This is a genomic window from Chitinophaga sp. (genome assembly GCF_019236475.1).
Lineage (GTDB): Bacteria > Bacteroidota > Bacteroidia > Chitinophagales > Chitinophagaceae > Chitinophaga.
On record NZ_JAFAIX010000003.1, the window covers coordinates 425,680 to 452,197 of the forward strand.

19 protein-coding genes are annotated in these 26,518 nt (G+C 45.3%); 13 read left to right on the top strand and 6 right to left on the bottom strand.

The features are described 5' to 3' along the window. The 3 genes from JO154_RS03940 to JO154_RS03950 are packed head-to-tail and all read right to left on the bottom strand — an operon-like array spanning position 1 to position 4,798. Complete coding sequence (locus JO154_RS03940) at positions 1 to 576, bottom strand: chemotaxis protein CheB (RefSeq protein ID WP_291941998.1); 576 nt, start codon at positions 574 to 576, stop codon at positions 1 to 3. 3 nt (positions 577 to 579) lie between these two features. After that, positions 580 to 1,401, bottom strand: a complete 822-nt coding sequence (locus JO154_RS03945; protein WP_291942000.1) for a protein-glutamate O-methyltransferase CheR — start codon at positions 1,399 to 1,401, stop codon at positions 580 to 582. Between the two features lie 7 nt (positions 1,402 to 1,408). Further along, positions 1,409 to 4,798, bottom strand: a complete 3,390-nt coding sequence (locus tag JO154_RS03950) for a response regulator (RefSeq protein ID WP_291942002.1) — start codon at positions 4,796 to 4,798, stop codon at positions 1,409 to 1,411. 382 nt (positions 4,799 to 5,180) lie between these two features. On the opposite strand from JO154_RS03950, the gene JO154_RS03955 reads away from it, so the two are divergent. From JO154_RS03955 to JO154_RS04005, 11 genes are all read left to right on the top strand, one after another. Next, entirely contained in the window at positions 5,181 to 5,555 is a 375-nt protein-coding gene (locus JO154_RS03955; protein ID WP_291942003.1) for a response regulator transcription factor, read from the top strand. 10 nt (positions 5,556 to 5,565) lie between these two features. After that, positions 5,566 to 6,717, top strand: a complete 1,152-nt coding sequence (locus JO154_RS03960; RefSeq protein WP_291942005.1) for a HEAT repeat domain-containing protein — start codon at positions 5,566 to 5,568, stop codon at positions 6,715 to 6,717. Then, positions 6,717 to 8,156, top strand: a complete 1,440-nt coding sequence (locus JO154_RS03965; RefSeq protein WP_291942007.1) for a glycosyltransferase — start codon at positions 6,717 to 6,719, stop codon at positions 8,154 to 8,156. Before JO154_RS03960 ends, JO154_RS03965 begins: the two co-directional genes overlap by 1 nt. 17 nt (positions 8,157 to 8,173) lie before the next feature. Beyond that, a complete protein-coding gene (locus tag JO154_RS03970) occupies positions 8,174 to 9,658 on the top strand; it encodes a glycosyltransferase (protein ID WP_291942009.1) in 1,485 nt (494 codons plus the stop codon). A gap of 19 nt (positions 9,659 to 9,677) precedes the next feature. Continuing rightward, complete coding sequence (locus JO154_RS03975) at positions 9,678 to 12,545, top strand: tetratricopeptide repeat protein (protein WP_291942011.1); 2,868 nt, start codon at positions 9,678 to 9,680, stop codon at positions 12,543 to 12,545. An 11-nt stretch (positions 12,546 to 12,556) separates the two neighbouring features. Then, positions 12,557 to 14,800, top strand: a complete 2,244-nt coding sequence (locus tag JO154_RS03980) for a DUF4838 domain-containing protein (protein ID WP_291942013.1) — start codon at positions 12,557 to 12,559, stop codon at positions 14,798 to 14,800. Positions 14,801 to 14,987: 187 nt separating this feature from the next. After that, a complete protein-coding gene (locus JO154_RS03985; RefSeq protein WP_291942015.1) occupies positions 14,988 to 15,602 on the top strand; it encodes a TetR/AcrR family transcriptional regulator in 615 nt (204 codons plus the stop codon). Between the two features lie 126 nt (positions 15,603 to 15,728). Next, positions 15,729 to 17,093 carry a TolC family protein gene (locus tag JO154_RS03990; protein ID WP_291942016.1) on the top strand — a complete coding sequence of 455 codons (1,365 nt, stop codon included), beginning with the start codon at positions 15,729 to 15,731 and terminating at the stop codon, positions 17,091 to 17,093. A gap of 12 nt (positions 17,094 to 17,105) precedes the next feature. Continuing rightward, positions 17,106 to 18,143: an efflux RND transporter periplasmic adaptor subunit gene (locus JO154_RS03995; protein WP_291942018.1), complete on the top strand. Its 1,038-nt coding sequence runs from the start codon at positions 17,106 to 17,108 to the stop codon at positions 18,141 to 18,143. A 12-nt stretch (positions 18,144 to 18,155) separates the two neighbouring features. After that, positions 18,156 to 21,254, top strand: coding sequence for an efflux RND transporter permease subunit (locus JO154_RS04000; RefSeq protein ID WP_291942020.1), 3,099 nt, complete (start codon positions 18,156 to 18,158; stop codon positions 21,252 to 21,254). Between the two features lie 64 nt (positions 21,255 to 21,318). Continuing rightward, positions 21,319 to 21,840, top strand: coding sequence for a hypothetical protein (locus JO154_RS04005; protein ID WP_291942022.1), 522 nt, complete (start codon positions 21,319 to 21,321; stop codon positions 21,838 to 21,840). 133 nt (positions 21,841 to 21,973) lie between these two features. Here JO154_RS04005 and JO154_RS04010 read toward each other — a convergent pair whose 3' ends face one another. Beyond that, positions 21,974 to 22,843, bottom strand: coding sequence for an aldose 1-epimerase family protein (locus JO154_RS04010; protein ID WP_291942024.1), 870 nt, complete (start codon positions 22,841 to 22,843; stop codon positions 21,974 to 21,976). Between the two features lie 88 nt (positions 22,844 to 22,931). Here JO154_RS04010 and JO154_RS04015 point away from each other — a divergent pair, with 88 nt between their 5' ends. After that, positions 22,932 to 23,648 carry a 3-ketoacyl-ACP reductase gene (locus JO154_RS04015; RefSeq protein WP_291942027.1) on the top strand — a complete coding sequence of 239 codons (717 nt, stop codon included), beginning with the start codon at positions 22,932 to 22,934 and terminating at the stop codon, positions 23,646 to 23,648. Between the two features lie 40 nt (positions 23,649 to 23,688). On the opposite strand, the gene JO154_RS04020 is transcribed toward JO154_RS04015, so the two are convergent. Continuing rightward, on the bottom strand, positions 23,689 to 24,531 hold the full coding sequence (locus tag JO154_RS04020) for an alpha/beta hydrolase (protein WP_291942029.1): 843 nt from the start codon (positions 24,529 to 24,531) through the stop codon (positions 23,689 to 23,691). Between the two features lie 90 nt (positions 24,532 to 24,621). On the opposite strand from JO154_RS04020, the gene JO154_RS04025 reads away from it, so the two are divergent. Next, positions 24,622 to 25,038, top strand: a complete 417-nt coding sequence (locus tag JO154_RS04025) for a hypothetical protein (protein ID WP_291942032.1) — start codon at positions 24,622 to 24,624, stop codon at positions 25,036 to 25,038. Positions 25,039 to 25,179: 141 nt separating this feature from the next. Here the strand turns inward: JO154_RS04025 and JO154_RS04030 are convergent, their stop codons facing one another. Beyond that, positions 25,180 to 26,517, bottom strand: coding sequence for a metallopeptidase TldD-related protein (locus JO154_RS04030; RefSeq protein WP_291942034.1), 1,338 nt, complete (start codon positions 26,515 to 26,517; stop codon positions 25,180 to 25,182). Between the last annotated feature and the right edge of the window lies 1 nt (position 26,518).

The window sequence follows — 26,518 nt, forward strand, 5'->3', positions numbered from 1 at the left end:
TTACTTGGTATGGTATTGATCTTTGATGAAACTAATGATTTCATCCGTTTTCATGATTTTGATATCGGCAGACATGTCTATGGCTGCCTGCGGCATTATTCTAAACTCCGCTTCCATTGGGTCTTGCACGATTCCGGCGCCGCCATTCTTCACAATTCGTGCCAGTCCTTCTGCGCCATCAGCATTGGCGCCACTCAGTAATATTCCCAAGGCCCGTTTTCCGTATGCATCTGCAATACTGTAAAAGCTTTCATCAATGGCCGGTCTACTATAATGCACGAGCTCTGAATAATCCAACGAAAAAGTGCCATCCGCTTCCAAGAGCAGGTGATAGTTCTGAGGCGCCAAGTAAATATGTCCTGCCTTCATCCGTTCCTTATCTTCCGGCTCCTGGATGGGCCGGCCAAAAGCCAGTAACCGATTTAACTCACTACTGACGTTCTTCAGTCGGTGCATGATGAGCACCACCGGGGTGTCCATCTCCCCAGGCAATGCTTTCAGCAGTCGCGCTACTACGGACAAGCTTCCAGCAGATCCGCCAATTGCGATAATATCAAATCTGGTTGATGAATGCAAGAACTAATATTTACGTCTAAAAATTTTATTCGGACCGTTTACTACCTCAAATTTCTTTCTCTCTTTGCTAAATAACAATGATTCTTTCATACCAAGTGCAAGATATCCTCTTGGGGCCAAGCTATCATAAAAAAGTGTTACAACTCTTTCCTGTAGTGTCCGGTTGAAGTAAATAAATACATTCCTGCAGCAGATAAGCTGAAACTCATTAAATACGTGATCTGTGACCAGATTATGTTGAAAGAAAATGATATTCCGACGTAATGCCGGGTTGATGATAGCACTATCGTATCGTGCGGTGTAATAGTCGGAAAAATCGTGGAGCCCTCCTGATTGGATATAATTATGGGTATAGTCTTTCATCCATCGTAGCGGAACAATCCCAGTATTGGCCTTCTCTAAGTTGGCTGCATTCATATCGGTGGCGTATATACGACTTCTTTCCAGCAAACCGGCTTCTTGTAACATAATTGCCATGGAGTAGACCTCTTCTCCCGTTGCGCATCCGGCATGCCATATTTTAATGATGGGATAGGTGGCTAATCGGGGTAACACATCATCTCGTAGCAGTTGATAAAACTGCGGGTCACGGAACATTTCTGTTACGTTTACGGTGATATATTCCACCATTTTTTTAAAAAAATCTGGATCTGTCTGCAACTGCAATTTCAGTTCTGCCAGTTTTTCCAACTGAGCATGCCCCATGAACCGGATAAAGCGGCGTTTCAGGGAAGCTTGCGCATAATCGCTGAAATCGTAGCCGTACTGGTGCTGGATAATGAATATTAACTCCTGGAGTTCTGTATTACTGATCTCTTCTACCATAAAATTGTTAAGACAACCATACGCGGATTAATGAAAGCAGTTTGATCCCGTCTACCGGTTTGGTGATATAATCAGAAGCGCCCGCCTCTATTGTTTTTTGTCTGTCTTCCGCCATCGCTTTGGCTGTCAGCGCAATGATAGGCAATTGGGAAAAACGTTTGTCCTTACGAATATTAATCATCGCATCATAACCGTTCATGCCGGGCATCATAATATCCATTAAAACAAGATCGGTATCAGGATGTTCATCGAGCATATCTATCGCTTCCTGACCGTCTGCGGCCGCTAATACGTGTACGCCCTGGCTTTCCAGCAACGCACTGATGGAGAATACATTGCGCATATCGTCATCTACCAGCAGGATAATTTTTCCGTCCATGATATTTTCCATATCCTGGATACCCTTCATGGTTTCCAATTTCCCTGGTTCTACTTTTTCCAGTTTATAGAGGAACAGTTCCAATTCATCTAGGAGTCGGTCTGTGGCCAGTGCCGAGCTTCTCACGATAGCCGCGGCATATTTTTTCAACTGGGCTTCTTCCGCCATGCTGATATCTTTATCCAGGTAGGCAATGACCGGTGTGGCACTGTGGGCGGTTAATTCAGCAAGCTGTTGCAGGCCCACCATGGAATGTTCCATATCATGGCCTAGTTCTATGATAACGCCATCATATTTGCTGGCAGCCAGGTATTCTTTGGCATCTTCCACAGAAGCCACCTGGTCGTACCAGGTTTCCATATTGCGTTGCTCTGTTTTGAATCGGATATCTGGGTCTTGTGCCAGCTTCCCTTCCGCTATGAGCAATACTTTTTTCAGTCGGGAGTGTAATTGCTGGCTGATATCCAGGAATATCTGGTCTAGGTCAGGTTGTTGTAGTGGTTTCTGCGTATATCCGTTGATGTTACTAGCGGTATTGGCAGAAATTTCAGCCGCGGAGACAACATGTACCAGGGTATCATTGAGTTCCTCCGTGCTACGAATAATTTTGAGGATGCTTTCGCCATCAATCACTGGGAGATTCATATCCAATATGATAGCTACCGGTTTATACTGCCTTGCCAGTATGAGTCCATCCTGGCCATTATGGGCGAGAATAGTCTTGAATCCCTTCCTGCGGGCCACATCGCGGAGTGTATCCGCAAACCAGGCTTCATCTTCAATAATCAGGATCAGCTTATCATTATGCGCAATATTCCCCCGATCATCTTCTGGCATTACAGCCGGCATTACCGGAGCCGTAGAAGGGGTGAACGTACGAATAGCTTTCCTGGCAGGCAGGGAAATATCAATATTAGGTGGGAAGGTAATGGAGAAACTGCTGCCTTCTTCCGTACTGGTGTCTAGGTGGATTTGGCCTTGTAGTAACAACATAATCTGGCGGGAGATAGACAATCCCAGGCCCGTACCGCCGAATCTACGACTGGTAGAGCCATCCGCTTGTTGGAATGCTTCGAAGATCAGTTGTTGTTTATCTTCCGGAATACCCATACCAGTATCGGTAACGGTTACACGAATATTTTCGCCTTCCATTTCCCATATGATACTAACCGTACCTTTCTCCGGCGTGAATTTAAACGCATTGGAGAGTAGATTACGAATCACTTGTTCCAGTCGTTGACGATCCGTCCGTATGACCGTTGGTACATCCAGTCCTATTTTCTCGATGAAGCGGATATTTTTCTGTTGCGCTACATAATTGAATAAATCGAATACATCCTGCTGAATACCAGCTACTGGCGCGTCTTCAATATGTAAGTCTACTTTTCCCGCCTCAATTTTGGAAAGGTCCAAGATATCATTGATGAGGCGCAAGAGATCGGAGCCCGATTTATGAATGATACCAGCGTATTCTATTTGGCGGCGGGTGAGGTTCTGGTCTTTATTTTCCTCCAGCATTTTTGCGAGAATGAGCACACTGTTCAAGGGAGTTCTCAGTTCGTGCGACATATTCGCGAGGAAATCAGATTTATATCGGCTGCTGGCTTCCAGTTCTGTGGCTTTTGCCGCAAGGGCTTCCCTGGCCACTTCCAGGGCTTTATTTTTCACCAACATTTCCGCGTTCACCTGTCGGAGTTCCTCTTCCTGCACGCGTAATTCCTCTTCGGAAGCCTGGAGCACCTCTGATTGGCGACTCAACTCATCATTGGACTGGCGTAATTCTTCTTGTTGATTTAACAGTACTTCTCTTTGTTCCTGCACCTGTTGGAGCAGTTCCAATACTTTTTCCCTGCTCATCGCAGCATTGAGTGCCACCGCGATATCGCTGGCTTGGGTTTGCAGGAGTTCTAACTGTACCGTGGCAACTTCCTTGAAAGAAGCCAGTTCAATGATACCTGTTAGTTCGCTATCCATACGAAGCGGGATCAACAAAAGCTGTTTCGGATTCCCTGAACCCGAAGCAGATTGGATCTTCCAGTAGTCTTCCGGCAAATCAGAATAGACACGGATTTCCTTTTCCAGGGCAGTTTGTCCCAGTAGGCCTTCTCCTATGGAGAGGCTGTTGGGCGTATTCGAAGGCATGGCAACGGCAGCGGCTAAACGTAGTTGATGATTTTTCTCATCCAGTGTATAAAATGCTCCAGCGGCAAACTGACCGTAGGTGACTAATTCCTTCAAACACTTCTCTGCTAGCTGCTTTACATCTATGATTCCTTGTAGGTTGGTATTGAGTTGATCCAACCCTACGAGCTTCCAGTTTCGCTGATTGGCCTGATTATTGAGTTCAACGACCTCCTGTAATTTGTGATTCAGTGATTGCTGTACTAGTTGTCTTCTTTTAAACTCCCGGTAAGTGATCCTGATTAATACGAATCCGACAGCGAGGATAAAAATGTTATTTAAAATGAGGATGCTCTTTGACTTGGTGGCGGAGCTTTCATTTTCCGCTTCGCGGGAGATGAGTAGTCTTTGTTCTTCATTTCGTATGACGATGATGATAGACCGGATATCATTCAGGAGGTTTACTTCCTGATCTGTTATCTGGGCATTTTCTTCGAAGGTCTGTTTCCAGATGCGATGATCATTGGCATTCCAGAAACTAAGCACTTCGTTGATATTGTTTTCCAGGGTATCGATCATTCGCTCTTCCGTCGGACTATCGGAAACGAGCGTACGAAGTACAGTTATCGCGGGGCCAATTTTAGGGAGGTCAACCTCGTAGGGCGAAAGAAATCTTTTCTCGAAGGTACTTCTGAAGCCACGGCGAGAGGCGGCCATGTCCAGCACAAGGCGGTTCACGCGTTCCACTTGGTTGAGCACTTTGTAGGTATGTTGTACCCAGCGGGATTCCGCTTTTTGTTGCTGGAATGATCTCAGGGTGAGATATCCGCCGAGTACTACCAAAACCACTACCAGTACGAAACCGATGTATAATCTGTTTACCAGTGAGATCTTCATATTAACAATCTTCGCTATATAAAATGAATAATTTCTGGGTAGAAAGATAGGCAATTCAGGATTATTCTATAATTTTGAAAAAAATATCAAAAGTTGCTCATATTCAACGGATATACCATGTGTGTTTAACTCCCCCTGAGAAATAGGCGGTTTGTCAGTGAAACAATAGTCAGCTCTTGATCGTATATATTAACGTATATATAAATAATAAGTTTTATCATTTTCTTTATTGTGAAGACCCTGTTTAGTCATTTTTGTTAGAAAACCAATTTTAACCATTCACTATCCCCTGAAGGAGCCTACCGAATAGTAATCCAATTCTGAACTACCGGAAGTGAACAAGGATATATATCTTTTGTTATCTCCGGTTAAAAAAGCCACAATGAGTAAAATATTGTTAGTAGAGGATGATGAAGTAATGCCAAAGATTATTGCTCGCATCTTGCCTGAACCGGAATATCAGGTAGATATTGCCGTGAACGGTAAAGAAGCTATGCAAATGCTGGAGGAGAACAATTACCAGTATGATCTGATCATTACAGACATCATGATGCCCTACGCAAACGGTTTTGAGATTCTAAGCAAGGTGAAAAGCCATGACAGAGAAAATCCCATTCCTGTAATCATTGTATCCAATGCAGGGAATGAGGATATGATTATGGAGGGCTTTAAACTGGGGGTGGACGACTTCCTTAAAAAGCCGATCATTCCTGCAGAACTGATAATTCGCGTAAAGCGCTTATTAATGAAGAAGTAAATTCAGAAAATTGAACACAACTATTTCCGATATCTGGCAAGAGATCAGGTATTTTTATACAAATGCGCCATTGGCTATTCAGATAGCCATGGTGTTTATTGTAATTGCAGTTTCTGCTACAGTGACTGCCTACCTGGTTATCTTACGTTCTCGATACCGTTCGCACAGAAGGGCCAAACAGTTGCAGAAGCTAATGCCCAAGATAGATGATCTATTGATCAATGAAATATTGGCTAATCCTGATATTCCCCAAGATGTACATCCGTCTAAGATTGACATCCCCACTATGGCATTTGAACAATTGCCCTTGCAGAAACGCTGGGCAAGAACGGCGCTCACAGAACGCATTATTCACTTCCGCAGCAATGTAAAAGGTAATTCCGGCGCTTTACTCCGCAACCTTTACTTACAACTGGATTTGGACAAAGATGCAGCACGCAAGTTGAAATCCCCAAGATGGGATCACAAGGTACGCGCCCTTTCGGAGTATGTCAGTCTTGAACTGCCTATTTCAGACGTTACCTTGCTACCATTGGCCAATAGTCGTAACCGTGAGTTGAGAGCTGCCGCCAGACAAGCCTACATCAAACTCAGTAAAAACGAGCCTTTTAAATTCTTTGATTCGGTAACAGATCCCCTACTCCCTTGGGACCAGGTGGAACTCTTCCGTATCATTACCACTACAGAGGATATCTCCATTCCTAACTTCGCCAGGTGGATCACCTATTCTTCCAATAAGAGTGTGGTCTCTTTCTGTTTGAAGCTGGTAGTACATTACAACCAAATTGCCGCTGTTCCAGCTATCATCAAACTGCTGGACAACAGAGATCACTATCTCCGTGGCGATGCGATCAATGCTTTGGGTAAACTGAGAATTAAAGAAGCGGAAGATAAATTTGCGCAACTATATACCACACAACCACTGTTTTGCCAGGTAGAAATTCTGAAAGCCCTTGGCCGTATCAACAGCGGAAAATATGTGGACTTCTTACGCAATGAATTCCTGCATGCTACAGAATTCGATTTACGTAAAGCGGCGGCCCGCTCCATCGCAAGAAACAGCGGAAAAGCCCGTGAAGTACTGGAGGAACTGCTCGCAACTACCAGCGGCCAGGACCTGTTGATTTTAAAACACTGTATGAACCCCCTAATTAAGTATTAATGGATACCATCACCGACGTCATACTTCGGTTCTATGAGTCTGCTATTTTCGTATATGGGTTAACTTTAATCCTCGTATACGCCTTGTTGGCCATCCTTTCACTGGTGGCCATCCGGAGATACCTGAGTCGTACCACCCAGAAACAACTGGATGTATTGGCTGGTTCTCCTATGGCGCCAGGTATTACCATCCTGGCACCCGCTTATAATGAAGGTCTGACAATTATCGCCAACGTAAGATCCCTCTTAACCGTCAATTATCCGCGCTTCGAAATTGTTATCATCAACGATGGTAGCACGGATAATACCCTGGAACAACTGATCCAGGAGTTTGATATGGTGGCAGTGGATTTTGCTTATAATGAAAAAATCAGGACGCAACCAGTCCGACAGATATTTAAATCCCGAGATCTGGCCTACTCCAATCTTGTGGTGATCGACAAAGTAAATGGCAAGAGTAAGGCGGATGCTACCAATGCAGGTATCAACATCGCTTCCTTCAATTATTTCCTTTGTACAGACGTGGATTGTGTACTCCACAAGGATACCTTGTTGGAACTGATCAAACCTGTACTCCAAGAAGGAAAGAGAAGATTGATCGCCATTGGCGCCACCCTTCGTATTGCTAACTCTAGTGAATTTGATGAAGGCGTAATGACCCGCATGCGTCCTCCTAGAAAATTTCTGCCCCGTTTCCAGGAAGTGGAATATATCCGCTCCTTCGTACTGGGTAAAATGGGATGGACCTATTTGAATTGTGTTCCAAATGTATCCGGTGGACTCGGATTGTTTGATAAAGAGATCGCCATTAAAAGTGGCGGCTATGACCACAGCTCATTTGGGGAAGATATGGAGTTACTGACGAGGATGTGCATCTTCTGTAAAGACAATAGAATAGATTATGCTGTACGCTATATTCCCCGTACGCTCTGCTGGACAGAAGGACCTGCTACTTTGCAGATCTTTGGTAGGCAGCGCACCCGTTGGGCCCGTGGATTGGCACAGCTTATCAAGGCACATTTCCATGTGTTTCTGCGCCCCCGCTATGGCCGTTTCGGTATGGTTGTATTTCCCTATAATTTCTTCTTTGAGGTACTGGCTCCTTTAATAGAACTCTCAGGGATCATCGTCTATATTATCCTGGCAGTATCCGGATATATCAACTGGCCTTACGCGATCATGCTGCTCATATTCGTATATACTTATGCAGTGATGATCTCTACCATGGCAATATTATGGGATCAGTTGAGTTTCCGTTATTATAAAACAGTCAGAGAAGTATTGTCCTTGTGTATGATGCCGTTCCTGGAGTTCCTGTTCTATCATCCACTGATTACTATTTTTTCCTTAAAAGGATATTTCTATTTCTTAACTGGGAAACGTAGTACTTGGGGAAATATGCAACGTCAGGGCTTCCAGAAGGCAGCCGCCAAGGCCTAATTACCAAATATTAAACAATGGTCGGAGTAATTTTTCAAAATATCGTTTTCGTATATGGCCTTGCCATGATACTCGTGTACGCAGCACTTGCGATCCTGAGTAATATCGGCGTACGGCTGTTCAAGAAGCGCAGCCGCTTCACCGACTACTCTTTGCTGCTGGATTCTCCCTTAACACCAGGGATATCCGTGATCGCACCCGCCTATAATGAAGGCGTAACTATCATATCCAATGTCCGTTCCCTGCTAACCCTCAACTATACCAAGTTTGAGGTGATCATCATCAACGATGGTAGTACGGATGATACCTTGGAAAAGCTGATCAATGAGTTTGAACTGATTGAAATAGACTTCGCATATAATGAGAGAATTATCACCCGCCCGGTGAAAAGGATCTTGAAATCTACCAACATCGCCTATGACAAGCTGTTGGTCATCGATAAGGTCAATGGTAAAAGTAAGGCGGATGCCTCCAATGCCGGGATCAATGCGGCTGCCTTCCCTTACTTCCTCTGTACAGACGTAGACTGTATCCTGGAAAAGGATACCCTCCTCCGTATGATACATCCTTTCATGACCGAACAACTAAAGCAAATCAAAGAAGTAGGCGACCCTTGTCCGGAATGCGGCTACATCCATGTGGAGGAAGACAGTATGCGTGTAATCGCCTCTGGCGCCACCTTGCGTATTGTGAACTCCAGCGAAGTGGACGAAGGAGTGATGGTGCGGGAAAGACCGCCATCCCGCTACCTTCCCAGGTTCCAGGAAATGGAGTATATCCGTTCCTATGTATTGGGGAAAATGGGCTGGAGTATGATCAATGCTGTTCCAAACGTTTCCGGCGGATTAGGATTATTCGATAAGGAAGTAGCCATCAAAGCCGGTGGGTACGATCATCAATCCTTTGCGGAAGATATGGATATCGTTACCCGTATGTGTGGTTATATGCTGGATAATAATCTGAAATATTCTATCCGTTATATTCCTACCACCCAATGCTGGACAGAAGGACCTCCGAATATGAGAGTCTTCAGCAGACAACGCACCCGCTGGGGACGCGGTCTGGCAGAGATTATGACCCTACATCGCAAACAAATATTCAACCCCAGATATAAACGCCTGGGCATGATTGTACTCCCATACAATTTGCTCTTCGAATTCCTGGCGCCAATCATTGAAGCAATAGGCATTATCTTTTACATATATCTCATCATTACCGATCAGGTAAACTGGGAATATGCCAGGATATTGCTGGTATTCATCTATATCTATTCCATCATGATTACCACGCTGGCAATCACTTGGGATCAGTTGACCTACCCCTATTACAGAACTGCTAAGGAAGTAATAGGACTTGCATTGATGGCTTTGGTAGAACCGATATTATATCATCCTCTCATTGTATTCTTTGCGCTGCGGGGATATTTCTACTTCCTGATTGGAAAGAAAACAACATGGGGGAATATGCAACGCCAGGGCTTCATGCCGAAAAAAACAACTTAAAACAACGAATTTAATGACAATGTCTTATAAATATGTAATTCCAGTAGTGCTGTTATGCTTTGCGATGGAAGCACAGGGACAGATATTGAAACAGCGGAAAAGTAATGCGGAAACGTATTACACGGAAGCAGTAAAGGAAACTAACCTGCAACATTATGATAAGGCGATTGAACTCGCCTATAAGGCCCTTGATGCACAATCGGACTATATCGACTCGGAACTGCTGCTGGCGCGCCTTTATATGCTCACCAAACAGTATGACCTTTCCAGGAAATATACCAAGCGGGTGTTGCAGAAGAATCCAAAATACAAGGATGCTTATTACTATGGCATCAATACGGAAATGAGCGCAGGAAAGTATGATGAAGCAGAATGCTATGTAGATGACGCGCTGATAAATTTCCCTAACAGCAAGGAATTTCTTCTGAAGAAACTGTCTATTCTAGATGCACAGCACAAGCAATACCGCGGTGATGCGCTCGCAGAGAATGTAATGGACAAATTCCCAGAAGATTCCGCCACCCGTCAGGCTTATATAGATCACTATATTTATACTGGTTATTATCAGCAGAAGAATGGCAACCATGAAATGGCGCGCAAGAGCTTCGCTAAAGTACTGGTTGTCGACCCAAAAAACAAAGAAGCCCGTGAAGCAAGCGTAGGTGCACAATTACAAAGCGGCAACCTGGCTTCTGCACTGGAGTCTGTCAACACAGGGTTGGCAAGCCAGCCTGGCAACTACGACCTGCTAATGCGTAAAATGGGCATTCTCCAGGAAATGCATCAATATGCAGATGCCTTAAGCGTACTGCAAGAGATCTACCGTAAATATCCTAACGATGCCAAAGCCCGTAGCCTGGAAACCTCCCTGCGTATGGAAGCTGCGGCCTACTATACTAAAACGGATCCTTATTCGCTCTATGTTTCCGTGTTAGAAAAAAATCCAGGTAACAAAGAAGCACAGGATAAAGTAATCGGTTACAGCATGGCCAGAGGCGCCTATCAAGAAGCGCTGGCATGGATCAATCGCGGCCTGCGATCCTCTCCTAATGACATTCGCTTACTGCGTCTGAAAATGGATATCCTGGAAGCAGATCATAAATACAGCGCAGCCGCTGCAATCGGAGAACTGCTCCTGCAACGTGCGCCTACCGCAGATCTGCGTGAAAGACTGGTGAACCTGGAAGCCGGTGCTGGCAGACAATATGCCCAAGATGAACAGTATGACTTGGCTTTGGCGTCTTTCCATCAGGGTTTGCAGATTAGTCCGAGAGACACGACTTTACTAGGACTCGCCATCAACACTTATATTAAAATTAAAGATAACAGGGCCGCTTTAAAAGTGGCAGACGAAGCCCTCTCCTACTATCCATCCAATCAGAACTTTCTGCTGAAGAAAGCCACTATTCTGGAATCCATGGGTAACTATGCAGGAGCTGCGAAAATACTGGCTACTCTTACCGCCAATCATCCAAAAAATGAAAGCCTGAAAGGTTCCCTGGTAGATCTTCAACTGAGCGCCGCTCGCAATCTCATGAAGGCGGAAGAGTTTGATCAGGCAAAAGAACATTTGCAAGAAGTGCTGGCAGTACAGCCCGATAACCGCGAGGCATTAGATTATATGATCAATATGCAGAGTGGTACTGGCCGACCAGACAGCGCCCTTTATTACACAGATAAAGCACTTGCGTACTATCCAGCAGATAAAGACTTGCTGCTTAAAAGAGCAGGCGCATTGCAGGATGCAGGTCGTTACCGCGAAGCTGCAGATGTTAGTGCTGCGTTGATGGCACGTTATCCATACACGGTAAAATACCGTAACGCCTATACGACAGCCCTCATGTCGGCGGGAAGCGATTTCCAGCGCAGACAGCAGCCAGATAGCGCCATTACTGCATTCCAGCAAGTGCTGGAGGTGAATGGTAAAGATTCACTGGCATTACAAAATATCATTAACCTGCTGAATGGCCAGCAGCGATATGATAGTGCCCTGTATTATACTAACCAGGCATTATATACGTATCCAGAAAATGAGAATTTCCTGCTGAAGCGTGCCGTAACACTGGAAAACAAAAAGGATTACACCGCAGCGGCAGCCGCGGCTGATACGCTGGCGAAAAAGTATCCTACTCCTGCTAATAAGGATTATTACGATCTGCTGAACAGCAAAACAATGCGTAATCAGTTTGGATTGTACTACCTGAATTCCACCTTTGATTACACTTCCAACAGGTATAACATTGCTACAGTGGAATATCGTCGGTTTTTGAAGAGAGGTGGTTCGTATGCATTGAGGGCGGATTACGCCGGACGCCAGAATGGGAATGGTTTACAGGGAGAAGCGGAGGTATATTGGGTTCACACCAAGAAGGCCTATAGCTATGGCCTGGTAACCTTCGCTAGCGATAATGTATTTCCTAAATTCAGGGCTGCTTATTCCTTGTTCTACACCTTCCCGCATGCGATTGAAGCAGAAATTGGTGCGCGATATTTGAAAGTAGATAGTACCAATAACTATTCAGCAGTTGCATCCATCGCTAAACCATTCGGAGATTTCTGGGTGAACCTGCGTGGGTATGTTATTCGGGATGAACCACATACCTGGACAGCCTTTAACCTGACTACTAGATATTATACCGATCGGAACCATCAGAATTTCTTATCGCTGATTGGCGGATTGGGAACATCTCCGGATGATAAAAGCCGATTGATCAATTATCCTCAGTTGGCAGGTTTACTCACCCGCAGTGTAGCAGTGGGCTACCAAACGGTATTGAAATATCGCACCACATTGGGATTATACGGTACCTGGATCAATTCAAAAGTAACAGATCAGACTTACTACAACCAGTATGATTTGTACTTCGTGCTGATGCGTAAATTTTAACAGACCAAACAATGACCAGAACAATGAATAGTATATTGCTCAGCATACTGATGTGGGTAGGCACCGGTTGTAGCCATACAGACGGTGATATTTCACTCGTTTCCGGAGGCCGAAGTCAGTATACCATTGTAACGCCGGCAACACCTACCAAAGCGGAAAGTAAAGCAGCCAGTATCTTACAGGATTATATCCAACAGATTTCTGGCGCCCGGCTGCCCATCATGACCGAAACCGGTTATAAAGGCAAACTGGCCATCTATGTAGGAAATACGAATGCTACTACTGGTCCGGAAAAAATTAAGGACGACGGTTTCTTTACTGGCACTGCTGATAATTCAGTGTATGTGCGGGGTGGATACGGGAAAGGGGTAGTCTATGGTGCTTATCACTTCCTGGATACTTACCTGCACTGCCGGAAAATGTCTGGTTTACAGAAATTTATCCCTTCCAGCAAGAATATCCGCATTCCTGGAAACATGAAGGATTTGCAGGAGCCAGTATTTATTTATCGGGAAAGCTTTTATCCGGCTTCTACAGACCCGGAATACCTGGACTGGCATGGATTACATCATTTCGAGGATTTGTGGGGATTATGGGGGCATTCCTTCTTCAAGATTATTCCTCCTAAAACCTATTTTGCCAGTCACCCGGAATACTATTCTATGGTGAGTGGCAGTAGGCAACCAATGCAGTTATGTTTAACGAATGAAGATGTTTTCAAACTCACGGTTGCCTATTTCAAAAAAGCGATTGCAGATAACCCGGATGCTATGTACTGGTCGATCTCTCCCATGGATGGTCCGGGTGCATGTACTTGTCCGCAGTGTAAGAAGGTGGATGAAGAAGAAGGAAGTCCTGCCGGTACCTTGGTTCGCTTTGTAAACAGAGTGGCCGCACAGTTTCCGGACCAGCGTTTTACCACGCTCGCGTACGCCCATACGAGTAAGGCGCCTACCAAAACAAAACCTGCGGGTAATGTATACGTGATGCTCAGTACCATCGACGCCTATCGACAGACACCTTTGGAAACAGCACCTTCCGCAGCAGCGTTCCGGAAAAATTTACAAGACTGGGAACATAGTACCAGTAATTTATTTATCTGGGATTATACCACACAGTTTACCAATTATCTCTGTCCATTTCCCGATTATAGTAATGTAGCCGCCAATATGCGTTATTTCGCGGCACATCATGTAAAAGGCGTCTTTGCACAAGGCAGTGGCGATACCTTCGGCGATGCAGCAGAATACAACAGTTATCTGCAAGCTGCACTGCTTTGGAATCCGCATGCAGATGCAGCAGCAGTGACAGAAGATTTCATGAAGAGCTATTACAAGGGCGCCGCGCCTTATATGCAACAGTATGTAAAAGCGTTGGCTACCGCTGTGGCGCAAACACATGCAGTACTGGATATTTACGGCAATCCTATCTACAGTGCAAAAGACTACCTCTCTCCTGCCCTGATAGATCAATATTCCGCCTTGCTGGACAAAGCCGAAGCTGCCGCAGAGAATGACTCTGTATTGCTGCGTAGAGTGATGAAAGCGAGGTTGCCAATGGAGTATACTGTATTACAGCAATCGCGGGCATTTGGCACAGAGAAATATGGTTATTTGGTGGCTAACGGCAACGACTACTCGGTAAATCCGAAATGGCCTGCTCGTGTGCAACGATTTACCAATCTTTGTAAGATGGCCGTTGCGAAAGAGCTCTCAGAAGGAGGTCAGACGCCGGATGAATATCTACAGGAATGGAATAAGGAGTTTAATAGGAAATGGATCGGCGGACTCGCATTTAGAGCGCCTGTAAAACTGGCTAATCCTTATACGCCAGAATACAGTCCCATGAAAGAAAAAACACTGACAGACGGACTTTTCGGCAATACTGATTTCAGTTATAACTGGTTATTCACGTATGGCAAAGACTTGGTAGCAACGGTGGATATGGGCAGTAGCAAAGCTATCAAACAAATCAGTTTGAACTTCCTACAAGATCCCCGGCATAATGTGTACTTGCCAGCGAAGATCCATATTGAAGTATCTACAGATGGTAGTAGCTATAAAGAAGTGGGCGTAAAAGCGATTCCTACTCCGCAGGAGGATTATACCGCTCAGATTATGCATTACCAGTTTCCGGTGAGTGGTACGGCCAGGTATATACGCGTTACTGGGCAATCCCTGCCAGCTATTCCTTCCTGGAGGGAAGCGGGGAATAAATTACCAGCTATTTGCTGTGATGAAATTGTTGTAGAATAGACTTTAAAAGCTATCATAACAAAGGCGCAATGGGATATAAAACATTCCCCATTGCGCCTTTGCCATTTAAGACATTGCGGGCAGAGCAGATCGCATCTCCCTGAAATTCAACGTTTTCAAAAATTTCTGAAAATTTATTTGGAATAAATAAACACCGTTCATTATCTTTGCAGTGTAAACTTTTTCAATGGGCATTACAGAACGTAAAGAGAGAGAGAAGGCAGAGATGCGGCGTCGTATTGTAGATGCAGCAATTGACATGTTTGTTGCGGAGGGATATGAGAAAGTCTCCATCCGGAATATTGCTGACAAGATAGAATACAGTCCCGCTACGATTTACCTTTACTACAAAGATAAGGATGAATTGCTTTATGATGTACAGGCGGAGGCTTTTGGCAAACTGGCTGCGTATTTCAAAGCGAAAGTCACTGCTGCGGACGTACTAGAACGCTTGGAGCAACTGGCTTTGGCCTATTTCGACTTTTCACAGGAATATCAAGAGCTGTATGACCTGATGTTCATCATTAAGGCGCCCATGAATACCGTGGAAGAAGATGAAGAGTGGAAGAATGGTCTGGAAGCCTTCAGTTATCTGAGAGATATCATGACCGAATGTGTAGAGAAAAAGCTGGTTCGTTTTCCTGACCCGATGACAGCTACTTTGAGCATATGGGCCTTTATACATGGGTTCATTAGTCTGAATCTCCGCTGTCGTATTAAAATCGCGCAACTGGACGTTTTAGCATTGCCTGCATTTGTACGATCCTGTGTTAAACATTATGTAGAAACTATCAAAGCCTAAATCATAGTAAAAAGCCTTCGGGCTTTTTTTTAACAGGCGAATTGAACATCGTTCAGTATATCAACATCGATAATAGTAATAGCCATGCGCTATTTTTTTTAACACTAGTAATAAACACTGTTTATTATGTTCACATTCTTCACAAAAGGAGCATTGTTAATTGGGCTGATAGCGAGTAGCATAGCGGCATCCGCCCAACAGACCGTGCTCGATGATTACATCCAGCAGGCATTCAACAGCAACAAAGGCCTGCAAGAGCAGCATATTCAACTGGACAAAGCCCTCTATGCATTGAAAGAAGCTAAAAGCCTATTTGGTCCAGATGTTACCTTTCTCGCCAGCTATGTAAAATCCCAAGGTGGGCGTACCATCGATTTTCCATTGGGGGATATCCTAAATCCTGTTTATGGCTCTTTGAACCAGCTTACTGGCAGTCATTTTCCCATGATGGAAAATGCGAAATTCCAGCTTAACCCTGATAATTTCCTGGATACGAAAGTGCGAACCAGTATGCCATTGATTAATGCGGAAATCTATTACAATCAGCAAATCAAAAAGGAACAGATTAGTCAACAACAGGCAGCAGTGAATGTCTACAAACGGCAGTTGGTGCAGGATATAAAAACCGCTTATTTCCAGTATTATCAGACGGTTCAGGCAGTGGCTATATACAACAGCGCATTAGCACTCATCAATGAAAACATCCGCATCAACGAGAGTATGGTCCGCAATGGGGTGCGCAACAATACAGCGCTGTACCGCTCCAAAACGGAGAAAGAAAAAACAGATGCGTCTATCAATCAGGCAGAAAATGCCCGGGAGAATGCAAAAGCCTATTTCAATTTTTTGTTGAATAGGGATTTGAGAGACAGCATTACACTTGACAGCGGGTTGCTCTCCCAGCCTGCCGCCGGCGCCCTCGCATATGGCGATGTTAATAGTCGGGAAGAATTACAACAATACAAGCATGCTATCAGCGCATATGAGTTGAACACAAAACTACAGCGTGCCTACATTATTCCTAAACTGAGCACATTCCTGGATCTTGGCTCTCAGGGCGCTCCCATCACGTTCGATAATAGCTCTCGCTATTATATGTTCGGGGTAAACTTAGAATGGAGCCTCTTTACTTTTCATAAAAGCAAGTATCGCATCCGACAGGCAGAAACCAATGTAGCAGCCATCCGGATGGCCGCGTCACAGACGGTAGATCAACTGCAGCTCCAATTACAGCAAGCGCGTAACAATTACGCCACGGCTATACGCAATTTCAACGCTGCTACCACACAACTTGATTTTGCAGAGCGCTATTATCGCGATCAACTGAAGGTTTACAAGGAAGGACAGCTCCTTTACCTCGAACTACTGGATGCGCAGAACCAGTTGACACAAGCCAGGCTGCAGATTGCGGTGACACAAGCCGGCGTTCAAACAGCTTTTGCAGCCGTAGAAAGAGCACAGGCATCTTACAACATTGATATCAACAAATAAAATCTGATTACCATGAAACGTCTTCCCATCTTCATAGCTTTCACTGTTGTATTAGCCTCCTGTGGTAGCAAAAAGCAGCCTGCTAAAACAGACAGTACTGGCATCATCCCCGTAAAAACCATCACGCTGGAACAACATCAGGGCGCACAAACCATCCATGCATCCGGACAATTTACCACGGATGATGAGGTATATCTCTCTTTCAAAACAGGTGGCATCATCAATAATATTTATGTAAAAGAAGGCGATGCTGTACATAAAGGTCAACTGCTCGCTACTTTGAACCTGACAGAAATCAATGCACAGGTACAACAGGCCACCCTGGCCTATGAGAAGGCACAGCGGGATTTCCATCGTACACAGAATTTGTACAACGATAGCGTGGCTACACTGGAACAATTGCAGAACAGCAAAACCGCACAGGAACTAGCAGCACAGCAATTATCTTCCGCCCGTTTCAATCTCACCTACTCTACCATTCATGCTACACAAGATGGCTATGTATTGCACAAACTCGCCAATACAGGACAGCTCATCAATGCGGGCGCACCTGTGCTGCAAACCAATGGCGCTCGCAATGCACATTGGATCTTACGTATAGGCGTCAGCGATAAAGAATGGGCCAGTGTAAAAACCGGCAATAAAGCAAATATTGAAGTGCAATCGCTCCAATTACCGGGAACGGTTACACGCAAATCAGAAGGTATAGATCCACAAAGCGGCACTTTCATCCTAGATGTACAGCTTAGCGGAAATAAGCCAGCAGCCATTGCTGCAGGGATGTTCGGCCGCTGTACTATTCAAACTGCTGCTGCCGATACCTCCGGTATCTGGCGCATCCCATATGGCGCTTTACTGGATGGCAACGGCAGCAGTGGGTTTGTATTTGTTACCAACGATAACAAAACTGCACAGAAAGTGCCGGTAACCATCGCAGGTATGGAAAAAGACCAGGTGCTGATCAGTGGCGGCATTGGGAATGCAGCCAAACTGATTGTTTCCGGTAGCGCCTATCTGAAAGATCAATCTCCTATCCGCATCATCCAATAAATTGCTGCACTCATGAAAATATCCAATTATGCCGTCAAGAATTACCAGTTCACCCTGGTAATATTCATCATGATCATCGTGCTGGGTATCAGTACTATCATGAATATGCCGCGCTCGGAAGACCCCGAGATGAAAGCGCCACAATACACTGTGGTAGTGGTTTACCCAGGAACTAGTCCGAAAGATATGGAAGATCTCGTGATCAATCCACTAGAGAAAGAAATATACAGCCTTGAAAATATCAAACGCTTACGTACCAATATCAGCGACGGTGTAGCCACCATTCGTGTAGAATACAAGTACAATTCAAACGTGGAGCAAAAGTACCAGGAGCTGGTTAGAGAAGTCAATAACAAAAAGAAAGACCTCCCTGCGGATATCTTCAGTATTGAAGTATTGAAAAGCGAACCCTCCGATGTAAATGTTCTCCAAGCAGCATTGATCTCCGAGAATGCTTCCCGCGACCAGCTTCGTTTCTACGCAGAAAAATTCCAAGAAAGCCTGGAAAAAGTACCTGCACTGAAGAATGTAAAAATTCACGGATTGCCCGACCAACAGGTGCGTGTAGAATTGCAATTAGATAAGATGGCCCAGTTGCATATCCCCATCGGGATAGTGATGCAGGCAGTTCAAAGTGAGATGGCCAATATTCCCGGCGGTAGCATTGATGCAGGAGAAAAAGCGTTCAACATCAAAACCAGCGGCAATTACCAGGACCTGGCAGGCATCGGTAATACGATTGTTGCTGCCGCCAATGGGAAAAATGTCTTCCTGAAAGATATTGCGAATGTGTACTATGGATTTGATGATGAGAAATATTTCGTGCGACTTAATGGTAATCGCTGTGTAGTGGTATCTGCTGCGCAAAAGCCTGGAGAGAATATCAGTAAAACGGAACTTGCATTTCAACCTGTGGTGGAGGCTTTCCGCAAAACATTACCTGCTAATATTGATCTGGCACTGTATTTCAACCAAGCCGATGCGGTTAACTCCAGGCTGGCAGGACTCGGTAAAGATTTTCTGATTGCAATCCTACTGGTGGCCATCACCTTGCTGCCATTGGGACAACGCCCCGCTATTATTGTAATGATTTCCATCCCGCTGTCTTTATCCATCGGCATTGTGTTATTACAACTCTTTGGATATAACCTGAACCAGCTCAGTATTGTAGGATTGGTGGTAGCATTGGGATTGCTGGTAGACGACAGCATTGTGGTGATTGAAAACATTGAACGATGGATGCTAGACGGACATAGCAGAATGGAAGCCACCTTGAAAGCCACTTCTCAAATAGGGTTAGCAGTAATAGGCTGTACGGCTACCTTGATTATAGCATTTATGCCGATTGTATTCATGCCGGAAGGCGCAGGCGATTTCATACGCGGACTCCCACTGGCTGTAATTTTCAGCGTATTGGCTTCCATGGCCGTGTCTCTCACTATCATTCCTTTCCTCGCTAGCAAACTGCTGAAGGACCATCAAAATCCAGAAGGCAATATTTTCATGCGTGCACTGAAACGTATGATTCATGGCAGCTATGCTCGTTTGCTAGACAAAGCGCTACATCGCCCTGTGCTCACGATCATTGTATCCTTGTTGATTTTCGGGGGCTCTTTGGTGGTATTTAAAGCAATTGGTTTCAGTTTATTCCCTGCTTCTGAAAAGCCGCAATTCCTAGTGAATGTAATTGCGCCGCCACAGAGTAACCTCACGTATACCGATAGTATTGCCCGTCAGTTGGAAGCGGTATTGCAAAAAGAGAAAGCGGTGAAATACGTTGCCAGCAATATTGGGAAAGGCAATCCACGTATCTATTACAATGAGATTCCTGAAAATGAGCACAGCGACTATGCCCAATTATTCGTGCAACTGGATCCACATACCAGTCCTGCTGCAAAGTTGGCACTGATAGAAAAACTGCGTCAACAGTGGACACCCTATCCCGGCGCGAAGATTGAAGTAAAGAACTTCGAACAAGGCCCGCCAGTAGCCGCACCTGTAGAAATACGCATCTTCGGGGACAACCTGGATACCTTACGTACATTGGCCGCCAATGCAGAAAAGCTGCTGGAGAAAACGCCTGGCACCATTTACATCAAGAACCCCGTGAGTAATCTAAAAACCGATATCCGGGTGAAGATAGACCGGGAGAAAGCCCAACAGTTAGGTATTCCAACGGTAAACATAGACAGGGCGGTCAGATTAGCGGTAAGCGGCATCAACCTGGGTAAGTACAATGACGTAAATGATAACGATTATGATATCCTGTTAACACGCCAGAAAACGGGCAAGCCTACACTGGATGTATTCCGGGACCTTTTTGTCAATAATGCGCAGGGTGCTGCGATTCCGTTATCGCAGTTAGCTTCGCTGGAGATGGAAACAGGGCCGCTCACTATTCGCCACCAAGAGAAGAATAGAATGGTAGCAGTAACTGCGTTTGTGCAGAAGGGTTATCTCGCAGATAAAGTCATCAATGACGTGATTAAACAGATGGATGCGCAACATTTGCCAGTTGGCTACAGCTATGAAATGGGTGGAGAAGTGGAAAGTCGGAAAGATTCCTTCGGTGGATTTATGACTATCATTATTGTGACCGTATTTCTCTTTGTGGCAGTATTGATATTGGAGTTCAAAACCTTCAAAAGCACGCTGATAGTGCTTTCTGTCATCCCATTGGGGATTGTGGGCGCCGCCATTGCCCTCTGGATAACAGGGAATTCCTTATCATTCGTGGCCATTATAGGACTGATTGCGTTGGCAGGGATTGAAGTGAAGAATACCATTTTGTTGGTAGATTTCACCAACCAGTTGCGTATGCAGGGGCATAGCCTGGAAGACGCCATCAGAGAGGCTGGAGAGGTAAGATTCTTACCAATTGTACTCACCTCTCTCACCGCGATTGGTGGATTAATACCGATTGCCATTTCCACCAATCCGTTGATCTCTCCATTAGCCATTGTATTGATCGGAGGCCTAATCAGTTCTACTTTATTGTCGAGGATTGTGACGCCAGTGGTGTACAAGCTGATTCCACCGAAGATTCAAGGTCCGGAGCCTACTTTCGGTGAAGTATATACGGAGGAAATAGCAGAGTTGGAAGAGGCATAATTATTGTGAATTTCAAAGGAATCCTTACATTTATAGTAACCAAATCCTTTGAAAATTAGATCTTATGAAAAAAGTCTTTCAGGCACTGGTTGCCATTCTGCTGGTATTATGCGTAAGTACGCAATCGTCGCAGGCTCAGTTAAAGCGTTTTAGCATTGGTCCTTTTGTAGAAGCGGGGTTTCCAACTGGTGATTTCAGCAACACGCACAATACTGGTTATGGTCTTGGTCTTGGTGCAGATGTCAAGTTGGTGGCGGGTCTTACCGCAGTAGGATCTGTAAGTTTCATGCATTTCGGTGGTAAGACGATCAGTGGCCCCACACCTGGTTCTACGCAGGATGTACCAGCCGCTAATGTGATTCCTATTCGATTGGGGTTGCGTTACAAGTTGTTCTCTATGTTGTATGCGAAAGTAGAAGGTGGTACCGCACATTTCACCGGTGATTACAACAGTGGTGTAGGTGCGCTGGTAGCTCCGGGTATTGGTATCCGTTTACTGGGCTTGGATGTGGAAGCGAAATATGAAGCCTGGTTTAAGGATGGTACGCATGGTTTCTGGGGTCTGAAAGCAGGATATAATTTCTAATTTTTTTCTTGTATAAAAAAAGAAGCTGTATCAAAAACCGGATTTGACGTCTGCGAGGTCAAATCCGGTTTTTGCTTTTTCGTCGTCCCTGCCCGCTGGGCAGGGACGACAACCAGGAAAGTTCGTGTAGTCATTATTGTACGGTAACAGACCAAGATCTATCGAATAATTGGCCTGGATGGAGGGCATTGATGCCTTCTTTTGCTGCGAGTTCTCCGGTAGTGCATATGTTGTCGGCAATACCGCACCATGGCTCTATACAAACGAAATCGGCATCTTTTGCGGACCAGATGCCCATATAAGGAAAACCGTCGAATTGAACGGTAACGCTGTAGCCCGTGCGATCGCTCTTAATGCTGATCTGATTGGAGGCGAGGTGTTTAAAGACCAGCGCGTCTTCATAAAACAAAGATTTCTCCAATGGCAATCGTTGTATATTATTCAAAAATGGTACAGGGTCCATTTCTATCTGGCCATTCTCGGAGAGTGGGAATTTGCCTGCGTTTTCCGTTTGATTGAAATGAAGGTAGTAATCAGTGAAGGCAGAACCTTCTGCTATCGGCACTTTGAAAGCGGGATGTGCGCCTACGGAGAAATACATGATTTCATCACCGGTATTTTTGACATGGTAGCTAACAGAGAGTTTCGTGTCTGTCAATACATATCGGATACTGAAAATAAAATGAAAGGGATATACTTTCAGGGTATCATCATTTGCCACCAGAGAAAGCAGGACACTATCCGGGCCTTGTTCCACCACAGTAAAATACATATCCCTGGCGAATCCGTGGCGACCTAGCGTATATTCTTTGCCGTTATAATGATAGGTATTGTTTTTTAGTCCGCCTACTATTGGGAACAGTACGGGACTTTTCTTGCCCCAGAAAGCGGGATCGCCGCTCCACATATAATCCAGGCTATTATCATTCCGTAGGATACTTTGCAGTTCTGCGCCTTTTTCTGCAATATCAACGGTGAGTTTTTCATTGGAAAGCCGTATCATGACACAGTAATTTAATGTTTTGGAGCGAAGATAATCTGTAAATTGCAATCATTCCAGAGAAATCTGAAACAGTTAAATTTTAGCAATTATGGAGTCATTAAAAGGAAAGAAAGCCCTGATAACAGGCGCTGGCAAGGGAATAGGACGAGCAATAGCATTGGCATTGGCGGCAGAAGGCGTAGACGTTGCGTTGATGGGTCGTACGGAAGCTACTTTGCAGGAGGTAGCCATAGCTGCGCGTCATCTTGGTGTGAAAGCGGCTACTGCTACTGCGGATGTTGCCAATTTGGAAGAGGTGGAAAATGCCATCGCTAGCCTGACTTCCGAATTAGGCCCCATTGAGATACTGATCAACAATGCCGGTATTGCTGCATTTGGCGGGTTTATGGATTTGAGTCCTGCACAGTGGGAACAGATTATACAAGTGAATCTCATGGGCGTGTACTATGTTACCCGCACCGTTTTACCTTCCATGATTGAAAGAAAAACCGGTGATATCATTAATATTTCTTCCACTGCCGGACAACGGGGCGCACCGCTGACCAGCGCTTACAGCGCATCTAAATTCGGACTGTTAGGTATGACAGAGTCCTTGATGCTGGAAGTACGCAAACACAATATTCGCGTGAGTGCCTTAACGCCTAGCACCATTGCTACCGATATGGCGAAGGAACTGCAATTGACAGATGGCAATCCTGAAAAGGTTATGCAGCCGGAAGATCTGGCAGAATTTGTAGTATCGCAGTTGAAACTGAACCGTAGAGTGGTAATTAAGTCCGCCGGCATGTGGTCTACTAATCCATAAACATTTTCTACCGCTTTCAACTAACGGTTGGTTAGCAATGCTAACCAACCGTTGTTATTTCCGTATGATGGGTGAGCCATTTATTGATAAAAAACAAGACGTCTTTGTTGTTGGGTTCGTTGTGAAGTTCATGATAGCCGCCCGTCCACTCCTTGTAGGTAATCAGCGATGGAGGCGCGCTATCCGCGAATTTGCGGGAGCCTTCTACGGCGGTTAATGCATCTGCGCTGCCATGGATCAGTAATGCAGGCACTTTCAGTTCTTTCGCATGACGCAGGCACCAGCGGCCATTGCGCACCATATCCGCCGCTAAGCGCAGGCTCATCCTATCATGACGCAGCGGATCTGCTTTAAACTTTTCCACTTGTGCTGGATCATGGGATATTTTATGGATATCTACCCCTTGGCTCACGCGCAGATCCGGGAACAGGGCTGCTCCCAGATACAGGATACCCCGGAGGAGTGCGCCTGGCCTGCGAGCCACGATCAGCGCCGGTGCAGAGATCACTGCCGCCTCGATATCTGGCTGTCTCCTTAACAAAAATCCAGTTAATATGCCTCCTCCCATACTATGTCCATACATCACAATAGGCTTACGGAAAGTAGTCTGTACATGCTGGAGGAAATCCGCTAGGTAGTCGAAGCAGAATTCCATACCACGGGTAGCCCCACGTTGGCCGTCGCTGCCGCCATGGCCGTAGTGATCGATCCCAATGACCGCATAGCCTTTCTCAGCAAAGTAAGTAGCCACATGATCGTATCGGCCCACGTGTTCGCCGATGCCATGTACGATGATCATGACATACGAAAAAGTGGTAGGCACCCATTGTATGCCATGGAAGCGGGTATTGCGGGTAGACCAGTAGAAATCGTTTGCCGTCATAGGACTATCAATTGGAAATGAGCAATAAGATCTGGCAGAAAAACGAAGATAAACAATATCTTTAAGCCTAAAATCTGTAATTCAACCAACATGATCAAAGAGAGGACTGCCGTTCCTGTGTATACCATTCCGCTGCGCTATCGGAAAATGGAAAACCTGCATATTGTTTTCTGGCTGTTGAAAGATGTTGCCTGGTGTATGATATGGAAGCCGTTGGGTATTGCCATGATATTTCCTACATTGATTATTTCGCTGGTGATTGCCTGGCGTACGCGCCAGTATGTGGCGGAGTTATGTCATAATGTGGCCATCAGCTTATGGATAAGCGCTAACTCGTACTGGATGATTAGTGAGTTTTTCCATTTTGATGCTATGGTGATTTATGGGGAGATGACATTTAAGCATTTGGCCTTGATTCCTTTTGTATCGGGGATTTTGATACTAGCTTATTATTATTTGTATTATCTGCCGAGGCATAAGGAGGAAGAGGAGATGATGGCAGAATAGTTTTTGCTGCGCAAGCGAATTTGAAAAATAGGGGCGAGACGTCTGCGACGTCTCGCCCCTATTTTTCTTTTTTTTGTTGGCCCTGCCCGATGGGCAGGGCCAACAGATTTTTAGCGTTTTGTCTTTTTTAGTGAGACACGGTTATACTGCGTCTGAAAGGGAGGTAAAAGTAAAGTCTCGAATTTTCATTGGCGGCAGGAGCAATTCGATTCCAGATTCGCCACTGACGGTACGTTCAGAGATACCCATTTCTTCCAGGTTATTGAGCATGATGATGGGGCTCTCATTAAAGCGGAAGTTTTTAATGGGGTATTTGATTTCACCGTTTTCGATATAGAAAGTTCCGTCACGGGTAAGGCCGGTAAACAAGAGTGTTTGTGGATCTACTTCGCGGATATACCAGAGTCGGGTGACAAGGATACCTTTTTCTGTAGATTTAATCAGTTCCTCCAGGGATTTGGTGCCACCGATCATGATAGCGCCGTCTGGGGAAGGCACCGATTTCACTTTCTGTTTTTCTGCCCAATAGCGGGTATTATATACGTTTTGGATCACCCCTTTATCGATCCAGGTAATTTTCTCCTGTGGTCTGCCATCGCCGTTATAAGGAGAAGTAGGCAGTTCAGGATTCCATGGATCAGAGTAGATGGTCACACGGTCATCCACCAGCTTCTCTCCCACTTTGGTTTTACCACCGGGTTTGCTGAGGAAACTACGGCCTTCATCCGCGCTACGGGCGTCCATATTGAAGAAGATTTGCTCCACCAGTACCGCAGCAGCAGCCGGTTCTAGGATCACCGTATATTTTCCCGGTTCCAGCGCTTTCGCTGATTTGGAGCCAGCCGCTTTTTTAGCAGCGATGGTAGTAGCAGCGCTTACATCCAGTTTGGATACATCCGTGAATCCTTTGCTAACATATCCAGAACCGGTACCATCTTGCGTACGGAGGGTAACGTTGAATTTACCACCGGTACTGTTATTATAAGCAAAGAGGCCGTTGGAATTCATCATTGCGCTGTAGGCCGTGGTATTTTCCAGGAATCCAGCAGCGATGAGGTCGTTGCGGCGGGAAATATCCAGACTGGCAGCTACCATGTCTGTACGCTTTTTAGGGTCAATAGCGGCCGTTTCCTGCACGAAGCCTGTACCGGAAGGACCGTATTGCTGCGGGCCCAAATAAGGCATGAATTCCGGGTTTTCCGGGGCAAGTTTCGCTAGTTCTTCAGAACGACGTACTACCTTTTCTAAGGAAGCATCATCATATTCATTGATAGTAGCAATTCCTTGGCGTTTCCCGTAGGCCGAAGCTACCGCCATCTGGCTGAAGGTATTACCTCCACTAGTGGAAACAGCATTACGGGCATAGCGGATATTACCGTTATCGCTGCCGTAAATACTTACTTCGCATTGATCAGCTTTTGAGTAGGCAAGCACTTTTTTCAATAATGCCTGCGCTTCTTCTCTTGTAAGAATAGGCATA

What these genes read in the sequence shown, in the direction of transcription:
- JO154_RS03970 (WP_291942009.1), top strand. Translation starts at nt 8,174, where the DNA reads ATGGTCGGAGTAATTTTTCAAAATATCGTTTTCGTATATGGCCTTGCC.
- JO154_RS03955 (WP_291942003.1), top strand. Translation starts at nt 5,181, where the DNA reads ATGAGTAAAATATTGTTAGTAGAGGATGATGAAGTAATGCCAAAGATT.
- JO154_RS03990 (WP_291942016.1), top strand. Translation starts at nt 15,729, where the DNA reads ATGTTCACATTCTTCACAAAAGGAGCATTGTTAATTGGGCTGATAGCG.
- JO154_RS04005 (WP_291942022.1), top strand. Translation starts at nt 21,319, where the DNA reads ATGAAAAAAGTCTTTCAGGCACTGGTTGCCATTCTGCTGGTATTATGC.
- JO154_RS04020 (WP_291942029.1), bottom strand. Translation starts at nt 24,531, where the DNA reads ATGACGGCAAACGATTTCTACTGGTCTACCCGCAATACCCGCTTCCAT.
- JO154_RS04015 (WP_291942027.1), top strand. Translation starts at nt 22,932, where the DNA reads ATGGAGTCATTAAAAGGAAAGAAAGCCCTGATAACAGGCGCTGGCAAG.
- JO154_RS04000 (WP_291942020.1), top strand. Translation starts at nt 18,156, where the DNA reads ATGAAAATATCCAATTATGCCGTCAAGAATTACCAGTTCACCCTGGTA.
- JO154_RS03985 (WP_291942015.1), top strand. Translation starts at nt 14,988, where the DNA reads ATGGGCATTACAGAACGTAAAGAGAGAGAGAAGGCAGAGATGCGGCGT.
- JO154_RS03975 (WP_291942011.1), top strand. Translation starts at nt 9,678, where the DNA reads ATGTCTTATAAATATGTAATTCCAGTAGTGCTGTTATGCTTTGCGATG.
- JO154_RS04030 (WP_291942034.1), bottom strand. Translation starts at nt 26,517, where the DNA reads ATGCCTATTCTTACAAGAGAAGAAGCGCAGGCATTATTGAAAAAAGTG.
- JO154_RS03965 (WP_291942007.1), top strand. Translation starts at nt 6,717, where the DNA reads ATGGATACCATCACCGACGTCATACTTCGGTTCTATGAGTCTGCTATT.
- JO154_RS03995 (WP_291942018.1), top strand. Translation starts at nt 17,106, where the DNA reads ATGAAACGTCTTCCCATCTTCATAGCTTTCACTGTTGTATTAGCCTCC.
- JO154_RS03980 (WP_291942013.1), top strand. Translation starts at nt 12,557, where the DNA reads ATGACCAGAACAATGAATAGTATATTGCTCAGCATACTGATGTGGGTA.
- JO154_RS03950 (WP_291942002.1), bottom strand. Translation starts at nt 4,798, where the DNA reads ATGAAGATCTCACTGGTAAACAGATTATACATCGGTTTCGTACTGGTA.
- JO154_RS04010 (WP_291942024.1), bottom strand. Translation starts at nt 22,843, where the DNA reads ATGATACGGCTTTCCAATGAAAAACTCACCGTTGATATTGCAGAAAAA.
- JO154_RS03945 (WP_291942000.1), bottom strand. Translation starts at nt 1,401, where the DNA reads ATGGTAGAAGAGATCAGTAATACAGAACTCCAGGAGTTAATATTCATT.
- JO154_RS04025 (WP_291942032.1), top strand. Translation starts at nt 24,622, where the DNA reads ATGATCAAAGAGAGGACTGCCGTTCCTGTGTATACCATTCCGCTGCGC.